This window comes from Pseudomonas sp. TH15 (genome assembly GCF_016651105.1).
Classification (GTDB): domain Bacteria; phylum Pseudomonadota; class Gammaproteobacteria; order Pseudomonadales; family Pseudomonadaceae; genus Aquipseudomonas.
In genome coordinates this window covers 2,229,830-2,251,578 of the sequence record NZ_JAEKEL010000001.1, presented here as the reverse complement: position 1 = coordinate 2,251,578, position 21,749 = coordinate 2,229,830, and the positions used below count along the sequence as shown (strand labels likewise).

Annotated in this window: 18 protein-coding genes and 1 pseudogene; 9 read left to right on the top strand and 10 right to left on the bottom strand. The window is 60.8% G+C overall.

Annotated features, from left to right (window positions below):
* Positions 1–12 precede the first annotated feature (12 nt).
* Positions 13–1,257, top strand: a complete 1,245-nt coding sequence (locus JFT87_RS10065; RefSeq protein ID WP_201200887.1) for a transporter associated domain-containing protein — start codon at positions 13–15, stop codon at positions 1,255–1,257.
* Positions 1,258–1,559: 302 nt separating this feature from the next.
* Complete coding sequence (locus tag JFT87_RS10060; protein ID WP_201200881.1) at positions 1,560–2,876, top strand: MFS transporter; 1,317 nt, start codon at positions 1,560–1,562, stop codon at positions 2,874–2,876.
* A 116-nt stretch (positions 2,877–2,992) separates the two neighbouring features.
* Here the strand turns inward: JFT87_RS10060 and purT are convergent, their stop codons facing one another.
* The 5 genes from purT to JFT87_RS10035 form a co-directional block, all read right to left on the bottom strand.
* Positions 2,993–4,174, bottom strand: coding sequence for a formate-dependent phosphoribosylglycinamide formyltransferase (gene purT, locus JFT87_RS10055; protein WP_201195614.1), 1,182 nt, complete (start codon positions 4,172–4,174; stop codon positions 2,993–2,995).
* Between the two features lie 99 nt (positions 4,175–4,273).
* The gene (locus JFT87_RS10050) at positions 4,274–4,741 is read right to left on the bottom strand and encodes a VUT family protein (protein ID WP_201200880.1); all 468 of its coding nucleotides are present in this window, start codon (positions 4,739–4,741) and stop codon (positions 4,274–4,276) included.
* Positions 4,742–4,918: 177 nt separating this feature from the next.
* A complete protein-coding gene (locus tag JFT87_RS10045; protein WP_201200876.1) occupies positions 4,919–5,134 on the bottom strand; it encodes a DUF1289 domain-containing protein in 216 nt (71 codons plus the stop codon).
* Positions 5,131–5,655, bottom strand: coding sequence for a gamma carbonic anhydrase family protein (locus JFT87_RS10040; protein WP_201200874.1), 525 nt, complete (start codon positions 5,653–5,655; stop codon positions 5,131–5,133). Before JFT87_RS10040 ends, JFT87_RS10045 begins: the two co-directional genes overlap by 4 nt.
* Positions 5,656–5,710: 55 nt before the next feature.
* Complete coding sequence (locus JFT87_RS10035; RefSeq protein WP_201195620.1) at positions 5,711–6,310, bottom strand: CoA pyrophosphatase; 600 nt, start codon at positions 6,308–6,310, stop codon at positions 5,711–5,713.
* A 303-nt stretch (positions 6,311–6,613) separates the two neighbouring features.
* Here JFT87_RS10035 and JFT87_RS10030 point away from each other — a divergent pair, with 303 nt between their 5' ends.
* The 7 genes from JFT87_RS10030 to nagE all read left to right on the top strand — a co-directional run bounded on the left by JFT87_RS10030 (position 6,614) and on the right by nagE (position 15,248).
* Positions 6,614–7,165 (top strand): NUDIX hydrolase, encoded by a 552-nt coding sequence (locus tag JFT87_RS10030; RefSeq protein ID WP_201200872.1) that lies wholly within the window; start codon positions 6,614–6,616, stop codon positions 7,163–7,165.
* Between the two features lie 52 nt (positions 7,166–7,217).
* Positions 7,218–7,721 (top strand): L,D-transpeptidase family protein, encoded by a 504-nt coding sequence (locus JFT87_RS10025; protein ID WP_201200870.1) that lies wholly within the window; start codon positions 7,218–7,220, stop codon positions 7,719–7,721.
* A gap of 340 nt (positions 7,722–8,061) precedes the next feature.
* Entirely contained in the window at positions 8,062–8,793 is a 732-nt protein-coding gene (locus JFT87_RS10020; RefSeq protein WP_092272830.1) for a GntR family transcriptional regulator, read from the top strand.
* A 37-nt stretch (positions 8,794–8,830) separates the two neighbouring features.
* The gene (gene nagA, locus JFT87_RS10015) at positions 8,831–9,937 is read left to right on the top strand and encodes an N-acetylglucosamine-6-phosphate deacetylase (protein WP_201200866.1); all 1,107 of its coding nucleotides are present in this window, start codon (positions 8,831–8,833) and stop codon (positions 9,935–9,937) included.
* On the top strand, positions 9,918–10,940 hold the full coding sequence (locus tag JFT87_RS10010) for an SIS domain-containing protein (RefSeq protein ID WP_201200863.1): 1,023 nt from the start codon (positions 9,918–9,920) through the stop codon (positions 10,938–10,940). The genes nagA and JFT87_RS10010 overlap by 20 nt, the downstream gene beginning before the upstream one ends.
* A gap of 38 nt (positions 10,941–10,978) precedes the next feature.
* Positions 10,979–13,495 carry a phosphoenolpyruvate--protein phosphotransferase gene (gene ptsP / locus JFT87_RS10005; protein WP_201200862.1) on the top strand — a complete coding sequence of 839 codons (2,517 nt, stop codon included), beginning with the start codon at positions 10,979–10,981 and terminating at the stop codon, positions 13,493–13,495.
* Positions 13,496–13,538: 43 nt separating this feature from the next.
* Positions 13,539–15,248, top strand: a complete 1,710-nt coding sequence (gene nagE / locus JFT87_RS10000; protein ID WP_201200861.1) for an N-acetylglucosamine-specific PTS transporter subunit IIBC — start codon at positions 13,539–13,541, stop codon at positions 15,246–15,248.
* A gap of 176 nt (positions 15,249–15,424) precedes the next feature.
* On the opposite strand, the pseudogene JFT87_RS28810 reads toward nagE, so the two are convergent.
* The 5 genes and pseudogenes from JFT87_RS28810 to purL form a co-directional block, all read right to left on the bottom strand.
* Positions 15,425–15,511: pseudogene (locus JFT87_RS28810) on the bottom strand (DUF6124 family protein); the annotation flags it as partial.
* Positions 15,499–15,804 carry a hypothetical protein gene (locus JFT87_RS09995; RefSeq protein WP_201200860.1) on the bottom strand — a complete coding sequence of 102 codons (306 nt, stop codon included), beginning with the start codon at positions 15,802–15,804 and terminating at the stop codon, positions 15,499–15,501. The pseudogene JFT87_RS28810 and the gene JFT87_RS09995, both read right to left, overlap by 13 nt.
* A gap of 302 nt (positions 15,805–16,106) precedes the next feature.
* Positions 16,107–16,478 (bottom strand): DUF6124 family protein, encoded by a 372-nt coding sequence (locus JFT87_RS09990; protein WP_201200859.1) that lies wholly within the window; start codon positions 16,476–16,478, stop codon positions 16,107–16,109.
* A gap of 991 nt (positions 16,479–17,469) precedes the next feature.
* Positions 17,470–17,781, bottom strand: a complete 312-nt coding sequence (locus JFT87_RS09985) for a YqfO family protein (protein WP_201200858.1) — start codon at positions 17,779–17,781, stop codon at positions 17,470–17,472.
* A gap of 5 nt (positions 17,782–17,786) precedes the next feature.
* Positions 17,787–21,683 carry a phosphoribosylformylglycinamidine synthase gene (gene purL / locus JFT87_RS09980; protein WP_201200856.1) on the bottom strand — a complete coding sequence of 1,299 codons (3,897 nt, stop codon included), beginning with the start codon at positions 21,681–21,683 and terminating at the stop codon, positions 17,787–17,789.
* Between the last annotated feature and the right edge of the window lie 66 nt (positions 21,684–21,749).

Genomic DNA, 21,749 nt, shown 5'->3' with positions numbered 1-21,749 from the left:
CGGGCGGCAATAATGGACGACTTGCCCATAGGGCCGATGCTCGCAGTGATGGTTCTGCTGATTCTGTGGTCGGGGCTGTTTACCGCCATCGAAGTCGCGCAACAGCACCTGCTGGCCCAACGCACGGCGTCGCGCGCCAGTGACAAACCTGTGGCGAAGCTGAACTTCCCGCTCAACAGCCTGATCCTCTGCAACACCCTGTGCCGTGCACTGGTCATGGTCATCGCCACATTGCTGGCGATTTTCGCCTGGGCGGAAAAGGGCCCATGGGCCGCCTGCCTCGGAGCCGGCGCCATCTTGTTGGTGCTCGCCGACTACCTGCCTCGCACCCTCGCCGTACGCTATCCGGACGCGATTCTGAGCCTGGGCAACACCTTGCTCGGCGCGCCGCTGAAAATCATCTATCCCATCGCCTGGCTGCTCAATGGCTTCAGTCAATTGCTGATGCGACCGTTCGCCCGCAAGGTCAACGTGGTGCAACAGAGCGAAGACGAGGCGCCGGCGGAGCGCCACGACGATCAGGAACACGCCAACTGCCGCCCGCACGCGCTGTCGGGCATCCACGCCCTGGACAACATCACGGTCAACGACATCCTGGTGCCGCGCAGTGAGGTCGACGGGATCAACCTCGACGACTCCATCGAAGAGATCATCGAACAGTTGCGCAAAAACCGCCGCACGCGCCTGCCGGTGTTCCATAGCGACATCAACCAGGTCGAAGCCGTGCTCAACACCCGGCAGATCCGCCATCTGCTGCCGGACGCAAGCCTGACGGTCGAAGCGTTGCTGGCGGCCAGCCACGAACCGTACTTCGTCCCGGAAAGCACTCCGCTGCAACTGCAACTGCTGAACTTCCACAAGCAACAGCGGCGTTTGGGCATGGTGGTGGACGAGTACGGCGAAGTGCTTGGCATCGTCACCCTGGAAGATATCCTCGAGGAAATCGTCGGCGAGTTCGAAAGCGAGCACAGCCTGGACAACCCACATGTCCACCCGCAGGCCGATGGTCGACTGGTGATTGAGGGCGCGGCGTCGATTCGCGAACTGAACAAGAGCCTGGGCTGGCACCTGCCCAGCGATGGGCCAAAAACCCTGAACGGCTTGGTGACCGAGGCGCTGGAAACCATTCCCGAAAGCGCGGTTTGCCTGAAGATCGGGCGTTATCGGTTGGAGATTCTCGAGACCGAAGACAACCGGGTGAGCAAGGTGTTGATCTGGCATACCTCTTCAGTGCCAGCTCTGGTGCCTGTCAGATAAAATCAAAAGATCGCAGCCTGCGGCAGCTCCTACATTTGGAATGCGTCCCCATGTAGGAGCTGCCGCAGGCTGCGATCTTTTTGCTCTTGTTCAATCGTTAGCCCCCTTCCTATAATCGGATCAGCTTACCCAAGCTTCGCCGAACCGCGTGCTTACCCCGCACTAGACCGGTTTTGGCCATTTCCGCTGTACTCCGACGACTGTTCCTACTCGAAACAGCGCTCGCGCCTCATCCCACATCCCTGGGTGTTCGACCATAATAATTCGCTCCAACGGAGCTCATGACTGTCAGGGATCACCGCATGACGACCAGCACCGTTTACAGCGACACCGCGCCTGCCCAACCGACCAATTCGGCCACGCGCGTGGCCACGGCGAGTTTTATCGGCACGGCCATCGAGTTCTACGATTTTTACGTCTACGCCACCGCTGCTGCACTGGTGATCGGGCCGGTGTTCTTTCCGCAGACCTCCGGCACTGCCCAGATGCTCTCGGCGTTTCTCACGTTCGGCATTGCCTTCCTTGCACGACCATTGGGTTCAGCACTGTTTGGCCACTTCGGCGACCGCATTGGGCGCAAATCGACACTGGTCGCGTCGTTGCTGCTGATGGGCGTCTGCACCACGCTGATTGGTGTGCTGCCGGGTTACGACAGCATCGGGGCTTGGGCGCCGATCCTGCTCTGTGTGCTGCGCTTCGGCCAAGGCCTGGGATTGGGCGGCGAATGGGGCGGCGCGGCGCTGTTAGCAACGGAGAATGCGCCCAAGGGCAAACGCGCCTGGTTCGGCATGTTCCCGCAGCTCGGCCCTTCGATCGGCTTCCTGGCGGCCAACGGTTTGTTCCTGACGCTGGCCATGACCCTGAACGACGAACAGTTCCGCGCCTGGGGCTGGCGGATTCCGTTCCTGTTGAGCGCCTTACTGGTGATGGTCGGCCTGTACGTGCGCCTCAAACTCCACGAAACTCCGGTGTTCGCCAATGCCATGGCCCGTCAGGAACGGGTGAAGATCCCGCTGGTCGAGCTGTTCAGCCAATACTGGGCGCCGATGTTGCTGGGTGCCGGGTCGATGGTGGTCTGCTACGCGCTGTTCTATATTTCGACGGTGTTTTCCCTGAGTTATGGCGTATCGACGTTGGGCTACACCCGCGAAACCTTCCTCGCGCTGCTGTGCTTTGCCGTACTGTTCATGGCCGCCGCTACGCCTTTATCGGCGTGGGCCAGTGACCGTTACGGGCGCAAACCAGTGCTGATCATCGGTGGCGTGCTGGCGATTCTGTCCGGGTTCTTGATGGAACCGCTGCTGACCCACGGCACGACCTGGGGCGTGGCGCTGTTCTTGTGCATCGAGCTGTTTCTGATGGGCGTGACATTTGCGCCGATGGGCGCGTTGTTGCCGGAGCTGTTTCCGACTCACGTGCGCTATACCGGTGCGTCGGCAGCCTACAACCTCGGCGGCATAGTCGGGGCCTCAGCGGCGCCGTTCTTTGCGCAGAAACTGGTGGCGATGGGGGGTTTGAGTTATGTCGGCGGGTATGTGTCGGGGGCGGCGGTGCTCAGCTTGATAGCGGTGCTGTGCCTGAAAGAGACGCGTCACAACGATTTGAATCGGGTGGCCTGATAGACCGCCATCGCGAGCAAGCTCGCTCCCACATGGGAATCGGGGGTGTACACACAATCTGTGGACAACCAAGAACCCTGTGGGAGCGAGCTTGCTCGCGATAGCCGCGCCTCGGTTTACAGCTCTACTACAACAGCCTGAGATGCACGGGTCGCTTTAGCACGAGCCGCTTCAATCGATTCATCCCGTGCCAACGCCACGCCCATCCGGCGCTGACCGTTAACTTCAGGCTTACCGAACAGACGCAACGCCGTATCCGGTTCGCTCAATGCCGCACCGAGGTTGGAGAAAGCGGTCTGAGTCGACTGCCCTTCCACCAGAATCACCGCCGAAGCCGAAGGCCCGAACTGACGGATCAACGGAATCGGCAGCCCCAGAATCGCCCGAGCATGCAGCGCGAACTGCGACAGGTCCTGGGAAATCAGGGTCACCAAGCCAGTGTCATGCGGGCGCGGCGACACTTCGCTGAACCACACCTGATCACCTTTGATGAACAACTCGACGCCAAACAGACCACGACCACCCAAGGCTTCGGTCACGGCTTTGGCGACGCGCTCGGATTCAGCCAGGGCAATCGGGCTCATGGCTTGTGGCTGCCAGGATTCCTGGTAGTCGCCCTTCTCCTGACGGTGACCGACCGGCGCGCAGAACGTGGTGCCGCCGACGTGACGCACAGTCAGCAAGGTGATTTCGTAGTCGAAGTCGATGAAGCCTTCGATGATCACCCGACCTTTACCGGCACGCCCCCCTTCCTGGGCGTAGTCCCACGCGGTTTTCACGTCAGCGGCGCTGCGCAGCAGGCTCTGGCCTTTGCCCGAGGAACTCATCACCGGTTTGACCACGCATGGGAAACCGAGGTCTTCGACAGCTTTGCTGTAATCCTCAAAGGTGTCGGCGAAGTGGTACGGCGAGGTCGGCAGGTCCAGCTCTTCAGCGGCCAGGCGACGGATGCCTTCGCGGTTCATGGTCAGCAGCGCGGCGCGCGCGGTCGGGATCACGGTGAAGCCTTCGGCTTCCAGCTCGACCAGGGTCGCGGTGGCGATGGCTTCGATTTCCGGCACGATGAAGTGCGGCTTCTCGGCTTCGATTACGGCACGCAGGGCGGCGCCGTCGAGCATGTTGATCACATGGCTGCGATGGGCGACTTGCATGGCCGGCGCGTTGGCGTAACGATCGACGGCAATCACTTCAACGCCCAGGCGTTGCAGCTCGATCACCACTTCCTTGCCCAACTCGCCACAGCCACACAGCAATACGCGGGTCGCGGTTGGCGACAATGGAGTTCCGATACGGGTCATCTCAGGTCCTCAAAGAAGCGGATCATCGAGGGAACAACGCTTGGCGCGCTTCCCATGGGGAGAAAGCGCGGCATTTTACATGAACCTGAGGGTTTGGCTTTAGCTGGCGACGGCCTGTTTGCGCAGGCGCCAGGCCATGATCAGCCAGACGGCCGTCACCCCGACGAACTTCGAGCCCATGGCGGTGAGGATGACGGCCGGGGTGAACGCGCCGATCATGCCAAAGAAGATGAAGGTATCGAGGGGAATGCTCAGGGCCGAACTTATCCACAGGCGATCGTGCAACGGGCGCTTGGTGATGCTGAACACCAGCCAGTCGATGCACTCGGACACTGCGAATGCCGTGGCACTGGCCAGGGCGATGGATGGATCGGACGTCACGTAAGACAGCACCAGCGCCGCCAGCATCGCGGCGATGGCGCCGTGGCCGAAGCGGGTTTGCACCATGTCGCGCAGCACAAACACCAGCCCGCCCCAGGCCGACCAGATGATGTCCAGGTGCGGGGCGGTGGAAAAGGCGTAGTTGATCAGCACGACGCTGCTGATGTAGGAGATCAGGAAGAGCATGGGGCGTGGGGATACCTGTCAGTTTGGTGGACAGGGTACTTCAGACAGGTGAATTGGGCCAAGAGAGGTAGTGAGGGTGATGGCCTCTTCGCGAGCAAGCCCGCTCCCACATTGGACCGCGCCCGCCAAGACAACTCGGTCTACTGTGGGAGCGGGCTTGCTCGCGAAGGCCGCACCTCAATTATCGGATTTGACCCCGATCATCCAAAGCAACCCGCTCGACTTGGCCCGCTCATGACACAAACCCAACACCTTGCGCCGCTCCGCATTGTCCATCCGGCTCCAACGGGTAATCTCTTCCACCGTGCGCTGGCACCCGGTGCAAATATCCTGCTCATCCAGTGCGCAAATGTTTACGCAGGGGGATAGCACCGGTCGTTCAGTGGCGTTCATTCTTCCTGCTCGACCAGATCGCGGGCGTAGCGCTGCGAGTTATGCACATAGTGGGCGGCGCTGGCTTCGAGCATTTTCTTCTGTGGCTCGGTGAGTTCGCGCACAACCTTGCCCGGCGAGCCCATGACCAGCGAACCGTCCGGGATCTCCTTGCCTTCACCGATCAGCGAGTTGGCGCCGATGATGCAGTTCTTGCCGATTTTCGCGCCGTTGAGGATCACCGCGTTGATGCCGATCAGGCTGTAGTCGCCCACCGTGCACCCGTGGAGCATGGCGTTGTGGCCGATGGTCACGCCGGTGCCGATGATCAGCGGGTAGCCCATGTCGGTGTGCATCACCGTGCCGTCCTGGACGTTGCTGTTCTTGCCGATCAGGATCAGTTCATTGTCGCCACGCAACACGGCGTTGAACCAGACATTGGCGCCCTCTTCCAGCTTGACCTTGCCCACCAGCACAGCATTGGGGGCAACCCAGCTCTGTGGATGGGTTTCGACGCGGGCGTCGCCCAGGCGATATTTCATCTTATTGTCCTCAAGGCTCAGGCAGCCGCGCTGTCTTGCCATACGAAAGATGGCTTCAAATATTGATAAAGCTTTTGGGTGGGTGGTGCAGGCTGATGTCGGCGTCATAAAGCAGGTTGATCAACTCGACGATCATGATCGCGGTCAAACCCCAGATCTTGTATTCACCATAACGATAGCTCGGCACATACCAACTGCGACCCTGGTAATCGATGCGATGCGTGTGTTCGCGCGGGTCTTCTCGAAAGAACTCCAGAGGCACGCTGAACACAGCCGCAATTTCGGCATCGTTGGCCAGGTATTCGACGTAATCAGGAATGACGCCGACATAGGGCGTGACCTTGATGCCGTGCAGGGAGATCAGCGGACTGAGCGGGCCGATCACTTCCACCAGCCCCGGCGGCAGGCCGATTTCTTCTTCGGCTTCGCGCAAGGCAGTGAAAATAAGGTCAGGGTCTTCGGGGTCGCGTCGCCCGCCGGGGAAGGCGACTTCGCCGCCATGGGTCGAGAGCCCGCTGGCGCGCAGGGTCAGAACCAGTTCCGGTTCGTCACTGCGGGTGATCGGCACGAGTACCGCCGCCTCGGGGAAACGCTTGTCGGTTTCCAGGGTGCGTGGCGTGTGGTTGCTTACCCGATGCAGTAGCTCGTCCAGCATGAGTGTTCTCGATCTGTGCCTGTAGGGTCTGTTGACGTTTGCTGACGACCGCGTTGCGCGCCAACGCGCGCGATGCTGCGTTGCGGGATTTGCCAAGGAAACAGACATTAGCTGCATCCCGCGCCTTGCCTCGCACGCGTTGGCACTGCAACGCGGTTCGCCAGCAAACGTCAACAGACCCTATGCATCATGCACCAATCACACCGACCGCCCAACCCCCGAACTACCGCATGTCGCGAAACGACAACTTGCCGACAGACACTGCCGCACGCCAAGATAGGCGCAGCATTCAGGAACCCAAGCATGAAATTTTGCAGCCAGTGCGGCAACCCGGTCACCCAGCGCATTCCCGAAGGCGATTCGCGCCTGCGATTTGTCTGTGACAGCTGTCAGACCATTCACTATCAGAACCCCAATATCGTCGCCGGTTGCGTCGCGACCTGGGGCTCGAAGGTGTTGCTGTGCCGGCGAGCCATCGAGCCACGACTCGGCTACTGGACGCTGCCTGCCGGCTTCATGGAAAACGGCGAGACTGTCGAGCAGGCCGCCGTGCGCGAGACCGCCGAAGAAGCCTGCGCCCGGGTCCGCAACCTGAGCATCTATACGCTGATTGATGTGCCGCACATCAGTCAGGTGCATGTATTCTTCCGCGCCGAGCTGGTGGACCTGGACTTTTGCGCCGGCCCCGAGAGCCTGGAAGTGCAGCTTTTCGAAGAAGCCGATATCCCTTGGTCCGAGCTGGCTTTCCGCACGGTGGGCCGTACTTTAGAATGCTTCTTCGCTGACCGGCAGACGGAGGTCTACCCGGTGCGTTCCGAGTCGATTCCGCCACTGACTCAGCCAGCCATCATCTAAGCTCTTATCAGTACTTATAAATAGTCGCGACACCTCTAGGGATATCGTTTCAATGCGCTGGTTGCTTGCCCTGTTTTGCCTGTCATTCGTTGTCGTGTCCCAGGCCTCCACCGTGGTCACTCTGGATGGCAAGCCCATCGAAAAAGTGCTGATACTCAAATCCGCCCATCAATTGCAATTGATCGCCGACGGCAAGCCGCTACGAACCTACCGTATCTCCTTGGGCAAACAACCCCGGGGCGCGAAGCTGATGGAAGGCGACAAGCGCACGCCAGAGGGTTTTTACTGGGTGGATTGGCGCAAGGTCAGTGACCGTTTCAACCTGGCGATGCACATCTCCTACCCGAACATTGCCGATTCCGCTCGCTCCCGGCGCGAAGGCGTCGATCCCGGCGGCATGATCATGATCCACGGCACCCCCGACACCTACGACTACCCGGAAAACCTGTTCCACACCCTGGACTGGACCGACGGCTGCATCGCCATGCGCAACATGGACATGCGCGAGGTCTGGGGACTTGTGCCGGATGGCACGATGATCGAGATTCGGCCTTAACCTGTGGCGACGTTTCGCTAAATCCCCTCGCCACAGAGTGCTGATTCAGCAGTACCGCTGGTCACCCGCAAAAAATAAATCAAAAGATCGCAGCCTTCGGCAGCTCCCACGGTGGAGATACCAATTCCCACTGTAGGAGCTGCCGCAGGCTGCGATCTTTGCTTCTGTAATCCCCGCCCGTAATACCACTTAAAGCCAACACCCACTAAACCAGCCCAGCAGGCCCGGTTTTCCTGCGCTCCGAGCAAAGTGGTCTCATTGACATGGTATTTAAGTGGTATTACGTTTCGTCCTACAACCGGGCGACAACAATCCAATATCCGCATCGGAAACAACCTACATGAATGACATCCAGGCCCTACGTCCTGACGACTCCCAGCCGACGCCGCTGTACCTGCAACTGGCGCGCAACCTGGAAGCGGCGATCCACGCTGGCCAATGGAAAGCCGAACAAGCCATGCCGTCGGAGCGCAGCCTCAGTGAATTGCTGGGCATCTCCCGCGTCACCGCGCGCAAGGCGCTGGAAGTCTTGTTCGATCAAGGCCTGATCCGCCGCAACCAGGGTTCCGGCACCTTCATCACCCCACGCCTGGAACAACCGCTGTCGCGCCTCTCCGGCTTCAGCGAAATGCTCCGTCTCAAAGGCTTCGTCCCCGGCTCGCAGTGGCTGGAGCGGGAAATCACCCCGCCAACCCACGAAGAACTGATCCGCCTCGGCCTCTCGCCCAACGACAAGGTCGCGCGGCTCAAACGCCTGCGCAAAGCCGATGACACGGTGATGGCGATCGAGATGAGCACCCTGCCCGCCTCGATCATTCCCAAGCCGCAAGCGGTGGGCGATTCCCTCTACGAATTCCTCGACGGCATCGGCAAACCGATCGTCCGCGCCTTGCAGCACATTCAGGCGATCAACGCCTCGGACGAATTCGCCGCGCTGGTCGGCATCGCCCCCGGCACTGCCATGTTGCTGATGACCCGGGTCGGCTATCTGGAAGACAACACCCCGATCGAAGTCACCGACACCTATTGCCGCAACGACTACTACGACTTTGTCGCAGAGCTCCGTAGATAAAGAGCGTCGTCGATAAATACGCAACCGAGAACCGATCATGTCCGAAGACAACATCCTCACCGCCCACGGCTGGGTTCGCGGCCGGCTGATTCACCAACACGGCAAAGTCGTGTCCATCGAAGGCGTGCCCTGCGATCCGGCCGACAACGACCTGCCTTACCTGCTGCCAGGTTTCATCGACCTGCACGTTCACGGTGGCGGCGGCAAAGACATCATGGAAGGCGCCACAGCCTTCGAAACCATCACCAAAACCCACGTGCGTTTCGGTACCACCTCGCTGCTGGCGACCACCATGACCGCGCCATCGGAAGAGATTTCCAGCGTGCTCAAAGCCGTCGGCGAATACTGCGAGCAGCGGCCGAAAGGCAGCGCCCGGGTGCTCGGCGTGCACCTTGAAGGCCCGTACATCAACCCCGGAAAACTCGGCGCGCAACCGAATTTCGCCCACACCGCGTTGATGACCGAAGTCGAAGAATACCTGGCGCTGGCGCCGATCCGTGTGATCACCATCGCCCCGGAAATCGCCGGCCACGACGGTTTGATCCGGGCCCTCAGCGCTCGCGGCGTGCGCATGCAAATCGGCCATACGCTCGGCAGTTACGAGGAAGGCGTGGCCGCACTGGATGCCGGCGCCACCAGTTTCACCCACCTCTATAACGCCATGAGCCCGCTGCATCACCGCGAGCCGGGCATCGTCGGCGCGGCATTGGCCCACGCCAAATACGCCGAACTGATTCCAGACTTGCTGCACGTTCACCCCGGCGCGATGCGCGTCGCACTGCGCTCGATCCCGTGCCTGTATTGCGTCACCGATTCCACCGCCGCCGCTGGCATGCCGGACGGTGAATACAAGCTCGGCAGCCACACCGTGACCAAATGCCTGGGCGGTGTGCGCCTGGCCGACGGCACCCTGGCCGGCAGCACCCTGACCATGGATCAGGCGTTGCGCAACCTGGTGAAGATCGGTTTGCCAATCGCCGAGGCCTCGCAACGTCTTTCGCAATTCCCCGCCGACTACCTCGGCATCACCGAACGCGGCCGCCTGCAACCCGGCAGCTGGGCCGACTGCGTGCGCCTGGATCGCTCACTCACACTGACCGCCGTCATGGTCGAAGGAGAAGACATTGACTTCAAAAATGCTTGAAGAGGCGCTGTCCTCGTTCGAGGCCGTGCAAGCCCAATTGCAACAACTCGACCCACAGATGATCGAGATCGCCGGACGCCTGCGCCGTCAGCCACCGCAAGTGGCGATGACCATTGCCCGTGGCAGCTCCGACCACGCGGCGAGTTACTTTGCCTACCTGACCATGCAGCAACTGGGCATTCCGGTGGCGTCGTTGCCAATGTCGGTGGTGACCATGCAACAGGCGCCGTTGAAGGTCAGCGGTCAGGTCGCGTTCGCCTTCTCGCAATCGGGGCAAAGCCCGGACCTGGTGAACAGCCTCCGTCTGCTGCGCAAACGTGGCGCCCTGAGCATTTCGATGGTCAACGCTGAAGGTTCACCGCTGGAAGCGGCGTGTGAGTTCAGCTTGCCGCTGTTGGCCGGCACCGAAAGCAGCGTCGCCGCAACCAAGAGCTTTATCGCCACCCTCAGCGCCAGCGCGCGGCTTATTGCGCACTGGAAAGACGACGTGGAATTGCTGGAGGCCGGCAACGCCCTGCCGCAAGGTCTGCGCGATGCAGCGCAACAGGATTGGAGCCTGGCCATCGACGCCTTACGCGATTGCCAGCGCCTGATGGTGATCGGCCGTGGCGCCGGTTTTGCCATCGCTCAGGAAGCCGCGCTGAAATTCAAGGAAACCTCGGCGATCCAGGCCGAAGCCTTCAGCAGCGCCGAAGTCCGTCACGGCCCGATGGCGTTGATCGGCGAGCAATACCCGCTGCTGGTGTTCGCCCCGCGCGGTGCCGAGCAGGCCGGTTTGCTGAGTCTGGCCGCCGACATGCGCCAGCGCGGCGCCCGCGTATTGCTGGCTGCGCCGGATGACGTCACTGAGCGCGACCTGACCCTGACCCGCGCAGAGCACCCGGCCCTCGACCCGATTCTGGCGATCCAGAGTTTCTACGTGATGGCCGCCGGTTTGGCCGTCGCCCGCGGCATGGACCCGGACCAGCCGCGACACTTGAGTAAAGTGACGCGCACGCACTAAGCCTGAACTTTGACTGCATTCCTGATGAGTACCGAGCCATGCACAACAATAATAAAGAGCTGACCTTAAGCGCCCCGCTCAGCGGCCCGGTGCTCACGCTCGCCAAAGTCCCGGACCCGGTGTTCGCCAGTGGCGCCATGGGTGACGGGATCGCCATCGACCCGCTGAACGACACGCTGCATGCACCCTGCGCCGGTGTCGTGGTGCACGTCGCCCGCACCGGCCACGCCATCACCTTGCGCGCCGACAACGGCGCCGAATTGCTCCTGCACCTGGGCCTCGACACCGTCGAGTTGCAGGGCGAAGGCTTCTCGGTGCTGGTCAAGGAAGGCGCGCGGGTCAGCAATGGCCAGCCGTTGCTGCGCTATGACCTGGACAAGGTCGCACAGCAGTGCAAAAGCCTGGTCAGCCTGATGATCCTGACCAACAGCCAGGACTTTCAGGCGCGGCCGATTACATTGAAATCGGTGAAGGTTGGTGATCCGCTCCTGCACATCGTTCGACGACTGGCCAATGGTGCCCAGGCTGAAGTCGAAGTGTCCGGTATTGAAGTTCACGGCCATGTGCGCATCGCTCATCGCGGTGGGTTACATGCACGGCCAGCCGCGCTGATTCGTCAGACAGCGCAAGGCTTCAAGAGCAAGTCGCTGCTGCATTTCGCCGGTAAGTCGGCGTCTTGCGACAGTTTGATCGGGCTCATGAGCCTGGCCATCGGCGAGCAGGAAGAAGTTCAAGTCAGCACTCAGGGCCCGGATGCTAAAGCGGCGTTGCAGGCGTTGTTGAGCGCGTTATCCACAGCCCTGGTCGAAGACAGTCACGCTGCGGCGCCAGTATCGATTGCCCAGCGTCATCGCGCGGCTGAAGTGGGTGTGTTGCACGGTGTTTGCGCGGCGCCCGGTCTGGTCGCTGGGCCACTGTTTCAGTTGAACGCGATCAGTCTGCCTGTGGACGCCGGCAGCCACGATCCCGAGCAACAACTGCGCGCCCTCGACACTGCGCTGAACGTCGTGCGCAGCGAAATCGATCACACCCTGACCCAGGCCAGAAAGCACAAAAACACCGACGAAGAAGCGATCTTCGCCGCGCACGTGGCGTTGCTCGAAGACCCGGCGTTGCTGGATGCGGCGGCACAATCAATAGGCCAAGGCATGGCCGCAACCCACGCCTGGAGCCAAGCGATCGACGTGCAATGCGACGTCCTTCAGCAACTCGGCAGCGCATTGCTAGCCGAACGCGCCAACGATCTGCGCGACCTCAAACAACGGGTATTGCGTGCCTTGCTGGGTGAAGCCTGGCACTACGACGTGCCGGCCGCTGCCATCGTCGTCGCCCACGAATTAACGCCTTCGGACTTGCTGCAACTGAGCCAGCAAGGTGTCGCTGGCTTGTGCATGGCGGCGGGCGGCGCGACGTCCCACGTGGCGATTCTAGCTCGCGGCAAAGGTCTGCCGTGCATGGTTGCGCTGGGTTCGGCGCTGCTGGATCAGAAGCAAGGCCAAGCGGTGGTGCTGGATGCCGACGGCGGTCGCCTCGAACTGACGCCGACCGCCGAGCGCTTGGCCGAGGTTCGTCAGGCACAACTCGATCACCAACAACGTCGCGCCGAGCAACAGGCCCAGGCGCACACCCCGGCGCGAACCCTCGACGGTGTGCACATTGAAATCGCAGCCAACGTGGCATCAAGTTCTGAAGCAGCCGATGCGCTGGCCAATGGCGCCGATGGCGTCGGTCTGTTGCGCACCGAGTTTCTCTTCGTTGATCGCAACACCGCGCCGGACGAACAGGAGCAGCGCCTCGCCTACCAAGCCGTGCTCGACGCCATGGGCGACAAGTCGGTGATCATCCGCACCATCGACGTCGGCGGCGACAAGCAACTCGACTATCTACCGCTGCCGGTCGAAGCGAACCCGGTACTCGGTCTGCGCGGTATTCGCCTGGCTCAGGTACGGCCGGAACTGCTCGATCAACAACTGCGCGCGCTGCTGCACGTCAGCCCGTTATCGCGCTGCCGGATCCTGTTGCCGATGGTCACCGAAGTCGATGAGCTGCTGCACATCCGCCAACGCCTCGACGCCTTGTGCACCGAGCTGGAACTGACGCAGCGCCCGGAGCTGGGCGTGATGATCGAAGTCCCGGCCGCCGCGCTACTGGCCGAGCAGCTTGCAGAGCATGCGGACTTCCTGTCCATCGGCACCAACGATTTGTCCCAGTACACCCTGGCCATGGACCGCGACCACGCCGGCCTCGCTTCACGAGTCGACGCGTTGCACCCGGCGCTGCTGCGATTGATCGCCCAGACCTGCGCGGGTGCGGCGGTGCATAACCGTTGGGTCGGGGTGTGCGGTGCGCTGGCCTCCGATCCGCTGGCCACGCCGGTACTGATCGGTTTGGGTATCAGCGAGTTGTCTGTAAGCCCGGTGCAGATCGGTGAAATCAAGGACCGCGTGCGCCATCTGGACGCGAGCGAATGCCGACGCATCAGCCAGGGCTTGCTCAAGTTGAGCAGCGCCGCCGCTGTGCGTCATGCCTGTCACCAACATTGGCCTCTGAGCTGAACAACAAAAGCTCTATAACAAAAAAGAATCAGGGAGAAACGCCATGTACCAATACTTCATCGAAGGCCTGCAGCGCCTCGGCCGCGCGCTGATGCTGCCGATCGCGATCCTGCCTATCGCCGGCCTGTTGCTGCGCCTGGGCGACACCGACCTGCTGAACATCGCGATCATCCACGACGCCGGTCAGGTGATCTTCGCCAACCTGGCGATGATCTTCGCCATCGGCATCGCGGTCGGTTTCGCCAAGGACAACAACGGCACCGCCGGCCTCGCCGGAGTGATTGGTTACCTGGTGATGATCTCCACGCTCAAGGTGCTCGATGCGAGCATCAACATGGGCATGCTCGCCGGGATCGTCAGCGGCTTGATGGCCGGCGCGCTGTACAACCGCTTCAAGGACATCAAGCTGCCGGAGTACCTGGCATTCTTCGGTGGCCGGCGCTTTGTGCCCATCGTCACCGGGTTCGCCGCTGTTGGCCTCGGGCTGGTTTTCGGCCTGATCTGGCCGCCGATCCAGCAAGGCATCAACAGCTTCGGCGCGTTGATGATGGAGAGTGGCAGTTTCGGCGCGTTCGTTTTCGGCGTGTTCAACCGCTTGCTGATCGTCACCGGCCTGCACCACATCCTCAACAACATGGCGTGGTTCGTGTTCGGCAACTTTACCGACCCGACCACTGGCGCCATCGTCACCGGCGACCTGTCGCGCTACTTTGCCGGCGACCCGAAAGGTGGCCAGTTCATGACCGGCATGTTCCCGATGATGATCTTCGGCCTGCCCGCCGCGTGCCTGGCGATGTACCGCAACGCCCTGCCGGAACGCCGCAAAGTCATGGGCGGGATCTTCCTGTCGATGGCACTGACCTCATTTTTGACCGGGGTGACCGAGCCGATCGAGTTCGCATTCATGTTCCTCGCACCGATGTTGTACCTGGTGCATGCGCTGTTGACGGGATTGTCGATGGCCATCACCAACGCCTTGAACATCCATTTGGGCTTCACCTTCTCTGGCGGCTTCATCGACATGGTGTTGGGCTGGGGTAAATCCACCAATGGCTGGCTGGTGGTGCCGGTAGGGCTGGCGTATGCGGCGATCTACTACGTGGTATTTGATTTCTGTATTCGCCGCTTCAACCTGAAGACGCCGGGACGTGAAGATGTGCCGACTGGCGACAAAGTGGTGTTCGCTGAAAACGAACGGGCCGGGGCGTATATCAAGGCGTTGGGCGGTGCAGAAAATCTGATCACCGTGGGTGCGTGTACCACCCGGTTGCGTCTGGACATGGTGGATCGCAACAAGGCAGACGATGCGCAGTTGAAAGCACTCGGGGCGATGGCGGTGGTGCGTCCGGGCAAGGGCGGGAGTTTGCAGGTGGTCGTTGGGCCGATGGCCGACAGCATTGCCGATGAGATTCGGTTGGCGATGCCTGCTTTGGGTCGCACGGTTATTGCTAACCCCGCTTTGGTTGTTGAAGTGGCAAAACCTGTCGCTCTGCCCGAAGCGCAGCAGTGGCTGAATGCGCTGGGAGGGGGGGAGAATGTGTTGCAGATGGATTGCATCGCCATGACCCGGATTCGGCTGCAACTGGCGGATGGCAAGGCGTTGTCGGAGTGTCAGTTGAAGGAACTGGGATGCCATGGCGTCAGCCAACTTGAGGGCGGTGTCTGGCATTTGCTGGTTGGCGATAAAGCGCCGAGTTTGAGTGGGGCGTTGGAGGCGCTGGTGAATAGCAGTGAGGTGAGTGCCAAAGTCTGAGCCCACACATCACCCATGTAGGAACTGCCGCAGGCTGCGATCTTTTGACTCTGTTTTTTGACAGCCAGAAGCAAGATCAAAAGATCGCAGCCTCGTTTCACTCGACAGCTCCCACAGGTTGCGCATTGTTCTCCTTGCGGGAGCCAGCCTGCTGGCGATGAACGATGACGCGGTCGTCAGGCTTGTGGATCGACTCGATCCAGTGCGCGGTTTACTGCGAGTTCGGCGAGCATGATGATTTGCTGGATGGCTAGAGCCGTGCTGCACGGGTGGCAACCACTTCAAACGTTGTTACAGCTGATTCACCCGCTTTGTTTTTGGCAAAGACCCTGTGCTTGCCAATACTCAATGACCGCAAATGACACGACCAAAATCCGCTGATACCCACAAAGGCCGTGCCTATCAAACCGTCGTCGTCGTGAATTTCGATGAAATTGCTAGTCGATGCGAACCCATCGATTGTCACTGGAGGATGAGAGGTGGTTGCCCCTTCCCCTAGTTTTGCTCCGTTAGCGTCTTTCAGCAAGGTAATGGTGGGAACGCTTCTTGGAGCCATCGCCAAGCTCCTTCTCGTCGATTTTCATGGAGAGCCAATCTGACACCAGTTCTACAACTTGCACCACTGTCAGTAGTAACAGGTAGGCAGACGGTTTCGACAAATGGTCGGCAGCATTCCCCCCAAAATCAAAAGATCGCAGCCCTCGCTTCACTCGATAACTGATACAGGGAATGCAATCAACGTGAAGAATCAGGCCGCCATCGCTGGCAAGCCAGGCTCCCACAGGTTGGGCAAGGTTCTCGAAATCGTGCACGACTTTGTGGGAGCCAGCCTGCTGGCGATGAACGATGACGCGGTCGTCAGGTTTGTGGATCGACTCGATCCAGTGCGCGGTTTACTGCGAGTTCGGCGAGCACAATGATTTGCTGGATGCCCAACGCGGTGTTGCGCTGCGGGCCGCTCAGGTTGTTAGCGAAGTCGCTGATCATGACGCTCGCTGACGCCAACGATTCGGTGGCGTGGGCCAGCAGGCTTTCGGTGTCGACGTTTGGGGCGATCTGGAACATGGTGCTGGGGCGACGGGGCTTGGCGGCGTTGGGGTCGGCGGGATTGAGGTAGTAGTCGAGGGCGCGTTGGGTGGCTTCGCGGTTTTTGGCGAGGTCTTCGGCGTGGATGGCGGCTTCGAGTGGGGTGGTGGTTTCGGGGAGTGGATCTGGTATTAGCTTGTCCAAAATCCAACTCCTGCTACTGCAAATGATGATGCCCGGCCAGACCGAAGTCTGCCCGCACACAGCTGCCATAACACAGCAGCAGATTGAGTTGGCGCCAATTATCGTAGTGTCGGCGCTAGTTGCAAGCTTTCCGGGGATCTCACGCCCGATCACTGAATGTGTCAGCGACAGACAAAAGACTAGAGATACCGCGTCCGACAGACAACCTGAAAACCTTGTGGGACGGTTCGGCGAATTCGACACAGATTTAAACAGATCCAATTTCCTTGGGGACTGGACTGGCCCCATCGCCAGCAGGGCTAGCTCCCACAGTTGGATTGGGTGCATTCAGACAGAGATTGGTCAGATGGCAGGCCGCCATCGCTGGCAAGCCAGCTCCCACAGGGATTGAGGTATTTCTGCGGGTTGGTTGGTTGTGAGGAGCAGGCTCACTCCTTGTAGGATTGGTCGACTGTCAGGCCGCCTTCGCGGGCAAGCCTCGCTCCTACAGAAAAGCAAAAGCAAAACCGCCCGCTCTTCACCACTCATTAGGCCGAGCGTTAGCTCGCCTGCTCTTGATCTTGCTCTACCCGCCCCTTCGGGAGGCTGAGTGGAGGTGTTCATCTGGGGGTGGGCGCGTAGCGCCGTGCGGCGAAGCCGCACACATCGAGAGGAGGTCGAAGCGAAGCCGACCGGAGGCGATGCCCCCAGATGAATACCGGAGCGAAGGAACGCCGAGCCTAAGCGAGGGGCCGGACGCTCGGGGCGAGACCTTTTGGTTCCTTTTGGGGCGTTTGCCAAAAGGGACTCGCCGTAAGGGCGAAACCCTAAGCAGCCGTTACCGCAGGAATGGATATGTACTCGGTCAACAGAAAACAGGTCGGCTATCAGGCCGCCTTCGCAGGCAAGCCAGCTCCCACAGTGGAATGAGGTCGCCCGGAAAAATCGCAGGCAACAAAAAACCCGCAGACAATCACTCATCTGCGGGTTTCCTGTTTCAGCAGCAAAAAGATCAGAAATCCTCCAACCGCCACACTTCATAAGCCGGCGTCTCATAGGGATGGCTTTCTTTCAAAGCCACCACCACCGCCCGAATCAACTCGTCGCTGACCACCAGTTCAACCTTCCATTCCTCAACCTGCTCGACCTGCCCCGCTTCACCTATAAACGGCTGACTGCCATCCAAAGGTCGAAACTGACCCAGACCCAGCACCTGCCACGCGCAGTGGTCGTAAGCACCGATCCGCCCGCCACCGGCGGCGAATACGGCGTTTTTGACCTGCTCCACATGACTGGCCGGAACAAAAAAGCTGAGCTTATACACAGCCCTTAGTTCACCCAGACGCGCGCATTACGGAACATACGCATCCAAGGTGCGTCTTCGTTCCAGTCTTCCGAACGCCACGAGTTCTGCACGGCGCGGAACACGCGTTCCGGGTGCGGCATCATGATGGTTACGCGACCGTCACGGCTGGTCAAACCGGTGATCCCGCGCGGCGAGCCGTTCGGGTTGGCCGGGTATTTCTCGGTGACCTTGCCGTGGTTGTCGACGAAACGCATCGCTACGCAACCCGACAGATCGGCTTCCAGCAACGCTTCTTCGCTTTCGAACTCGGCATGACCTTCACCGTGAGCGATGGCGATTGGCATGCGCGAGCCGGCCATGCCTTGCAGGAAGATCGAGTTCGATTCCTGGACCTGAACCATCGCCACGCGGGCTTCGAACTGCTCGGAACGGTTACGCACGAAGTGCGGCCAGAACTCGCTGCCCGGGATGAGTTCGTGCAGGTTGGACATCATCTGGCAACCGTTGCACACGCCGAGGGTGAAGCTGTCGTTACGTTCGAAGAAACCCTGGAACGCATCGCGAGCACGGCTGTTGAACAGCGCGGACTTGGCCCAGCCTTCACCGGCACCCAGTACGTCGCCGTAAGAGAAACCGCCGCAAGCGACCATACCCTTGAAGTCGTTCAGGTCGACACGGCCGGCCAGAATGTCGCTCATGTGCACGTCAATCGCGTTGAAACCGGCGCGGTCGAACGCGGCAGCCATTTCCACCTGACCGTTGACGCCCTGCTCACGCAGTACGGCAACTTGTGGGCGGATGTTTTTCTTGATGTAAGGCGCAGCGACGTCCTGGTTGACGTCGTAGCTCAGCTTGACGCTCAGGCCAGGGTTGTCTTCTTCCAGCAGCACGTCGAACTCTTGCTCGGCGCAGTCGACGTTATCGCGCAGACGCTGGATCTGATAGCTGGTTTCAGCCCACTGACGTTGCAGCAGACGACGTTGACCTTCGAATACGGTTTCACCATTGAAGGTGATGTTGATCTGGCCGTTGTTCATCGGCTGACCGATCACCGACACGCAGTCGCCCAGACCGGCCGCGCTGAACTGCGCGAGGATGTCCGGGGTGGCGTCCTGGCGAACCTGGATCACAGCGCCCAATTCTTCGTTGAACAGGATCGCGGCGATGTCGGCGGAGGTTTCAGCCAGACCGTCGAGGTTCAGGCTCAGGCCACAGTGACCAGCGAAGGCCATTTCCACCACGCTGGTCAGCAGACCACCGTCGGAACGGTCGTGGTAAGCCAGCAGGTGACCGTCGGCGTTGAGGCCCTGGATCACCGCGAAGAAGGCTTTGAGGTCTTCGGCATCATCGACGTCCGGCGCTTGCGAGCCGAGCTTGCCGTGAACCTGGGCCAGGATCGAGGCGCCCATGCGGTTCTGGCCACGGCCCAGATCGATCAGGATCAGGTCGGTGGTGCCTTTATTCATGCGCAGTTCCGGCGTCAGGGTCTGACGGATGTCAGCCACTGGTGCGAAACCGGTCACGATCAAGGACATCGGCGAAGTAACGGTCTTGTCGACGCCTTCATCGTTCCAGCGTGTGGCCATGGACATGGAGTCCTTGCCTACCGGAATGGTGATACCCAGGTCCGGGCACAGCTCCATGCCGACCGCTTTCACGGTGTCGTACAGACGCGCGTCTTCACCCGGGTGACCGGCAGCCGACATCCAGTTCGCCGACAGTTTGATGTCGGAGATCTTGTTGATGCGCGAAGCGACGATGTTCGTCAGGGTTTCGCCGATGGCCATGCGGCCCGACGCCGGAGCGTCCAGCAGGGCCAGCGGAGTGCGCTCGCCCATGGCCATGGCTTCACCGGTGTAGACGTCGAAGCTGGTGGCGGTGACGGCAACGTCGGCCACCGGAACCTGCCACGGGCCAACCATTTGGTCACGGGCCACGAGGCCGGTGATGGTGCGGTCGCCGATGGTGATCAGGAAGCTTTTGCTCGCCACGGCCGGGTGATGCAGAACGCGTTCGACGCAGTCGGCAATTTCCAGGGTGCTTGGATCGAAGTCGTCGCCCAGTTCGTTTTCACGAACGGCCGAACGGTGCATGCGCGGGGCTTTGCCCAGCAGCACTTCGAGTGGCATGTCGACCGGATCGTTGCCGAAGTGGCTGTCGGTGACCGTCAGTTGCGGCTCGGCAGTGGCTTCGCCGACCACGGCAAACGGGCAACGCTCACGTTCGCAGATCGCCTGGAAGCGTTCGAAGTCGGCCGGGCCGACTGCCAGAACGTAGCGTTCCTGGGATTCGTTACTCCAGATTTCGTGCGGGGCCATGCCCGGCTCGTCGTTTGGAATGTTGCGCAGCTCGAAACGGCCACCACGGTCGCCGTCGTTGACCAGTTCCGGGAAGGCGTTGGACAGACCGCCCGCGCCCACATCGTGGATGAAGCTGATCGGGTTTTTGTCACCCAATTGCCAGCAACGGTCGATGACTTCCTGGCAGCGACGTTCCATTTCCGGGTTTTCGCGCTGTACCGAAGCGAAGTCCAGGTCGGCCGAGCTGGTGCCGGTGGCCATGGAGGAAGCTGCGCCGCCGCCCAGACCGATCAACATGGCCGGGCCGCCGAGGACGATCAGCTTGGAGCCAACGGTGATTTCGGCTTTCTGTACGTGTTCGGCACGGATGTTACCCATGCCGCCGGCCAGCATGATCGGCTTGTGGTAACCGCGAACTTCGTCGCCACGCGGGGTGGTGATCGACTGTTCGAAGGTACGGAAGTAACCGGTCAGGGCTGGACGGCCAAATTCGTTGTTGAACGCGGCGCCACCCAGTGGGCCTTCGATCATGATGTCCAGCGCAGTAACGATGCGCTCAGGCTTGCCGTACGGCACTTCCCACGGCTGTTCGAAGCCCGGGATTTGCAGGTTGGATACGGTGAAACCGGTCAGGCCAGCCTTTGGCTTGGCGCCACGACCGGTTGCGCCTTCGTCGCGAATCTCGCCGCCACTACCGGTGGCTGCACCCGGGAACGGGGCAATCGCAGTCGGGTGGTTGTGCGTCTCGACTTTCATCAGGATGTGCACCGGCTCCTGCACCGCGCCGTACTGGCGGGTTTCAGGGTCCGGGAAGAAACGGCCGGCGACGTTGCCGACGATGACCGAAGCGTTGTCCTTATAAGCCGACAGAACGCCTTCGCTGTGCATCACGTAGGTGTTCTTGATCATGCCGAACAGGCTTTTTTCCTGGCTCTGGCCGTCGATGTCCCAACTGGCGTTGAAGATCTTGTGACGGCAGTGCTCGGAGTTCGCCTGGGCGAACATCATCAATTCGATGTCGTGCGGGTTGCGCTTCAAACCGACGAAGGCATTGACCAGGTAGTCGATCTCGTCTTCGGCCAGGGCCAGGCCCAGCTCGGTGTTGGCTTTTTCCAGCGCGGCGCGGCCGCCACCCAACACGTCGATGGCGGTCAGGGGCTTGGGCTCGGCATGGCTGAACAGGCCGGCGGCCTGTTCGAGGTTGCCCAATACGATCTGGGTCATGCGGTCGTGCAGCACATCAGCAATCAGCTGGGCTTGCGCGTCGCTGAACTGGCCGGCCACGTAGAACGCGATGCCGCGCTCCAGGCGCTGGATTTTTGCCAGGCCGCAGTTGCGAGCGATGTCGCTGGCCTTGCTCGACCACGGCGAGATGGTGCCGAAACGCGGCAACACCAGGAACAGACGACCGGTCGGTTCTTGCACCGGGACACTTGGGCCGTACTTCAGAAGGCGCGCAAGCACCTGCTGTTCGTCGCCGGTCAGGACGCCGGTGACTTCGGCGAAGTGAGCGAATTCAGCATACAAGCCGCTGACAGCCGATACCTTCTGGCTCAGTTGCTCAAGGAGTTTGCTGTGGCGAAAGGCAGAAAGGGCAGGAGCGCCGCGCAGGATCAACATCTTCGGGACAGCCTCGGGAAGGGGTGTGCTTTGAGGCCGTGCATTCTAGCCTAAACCGCCCGCGAC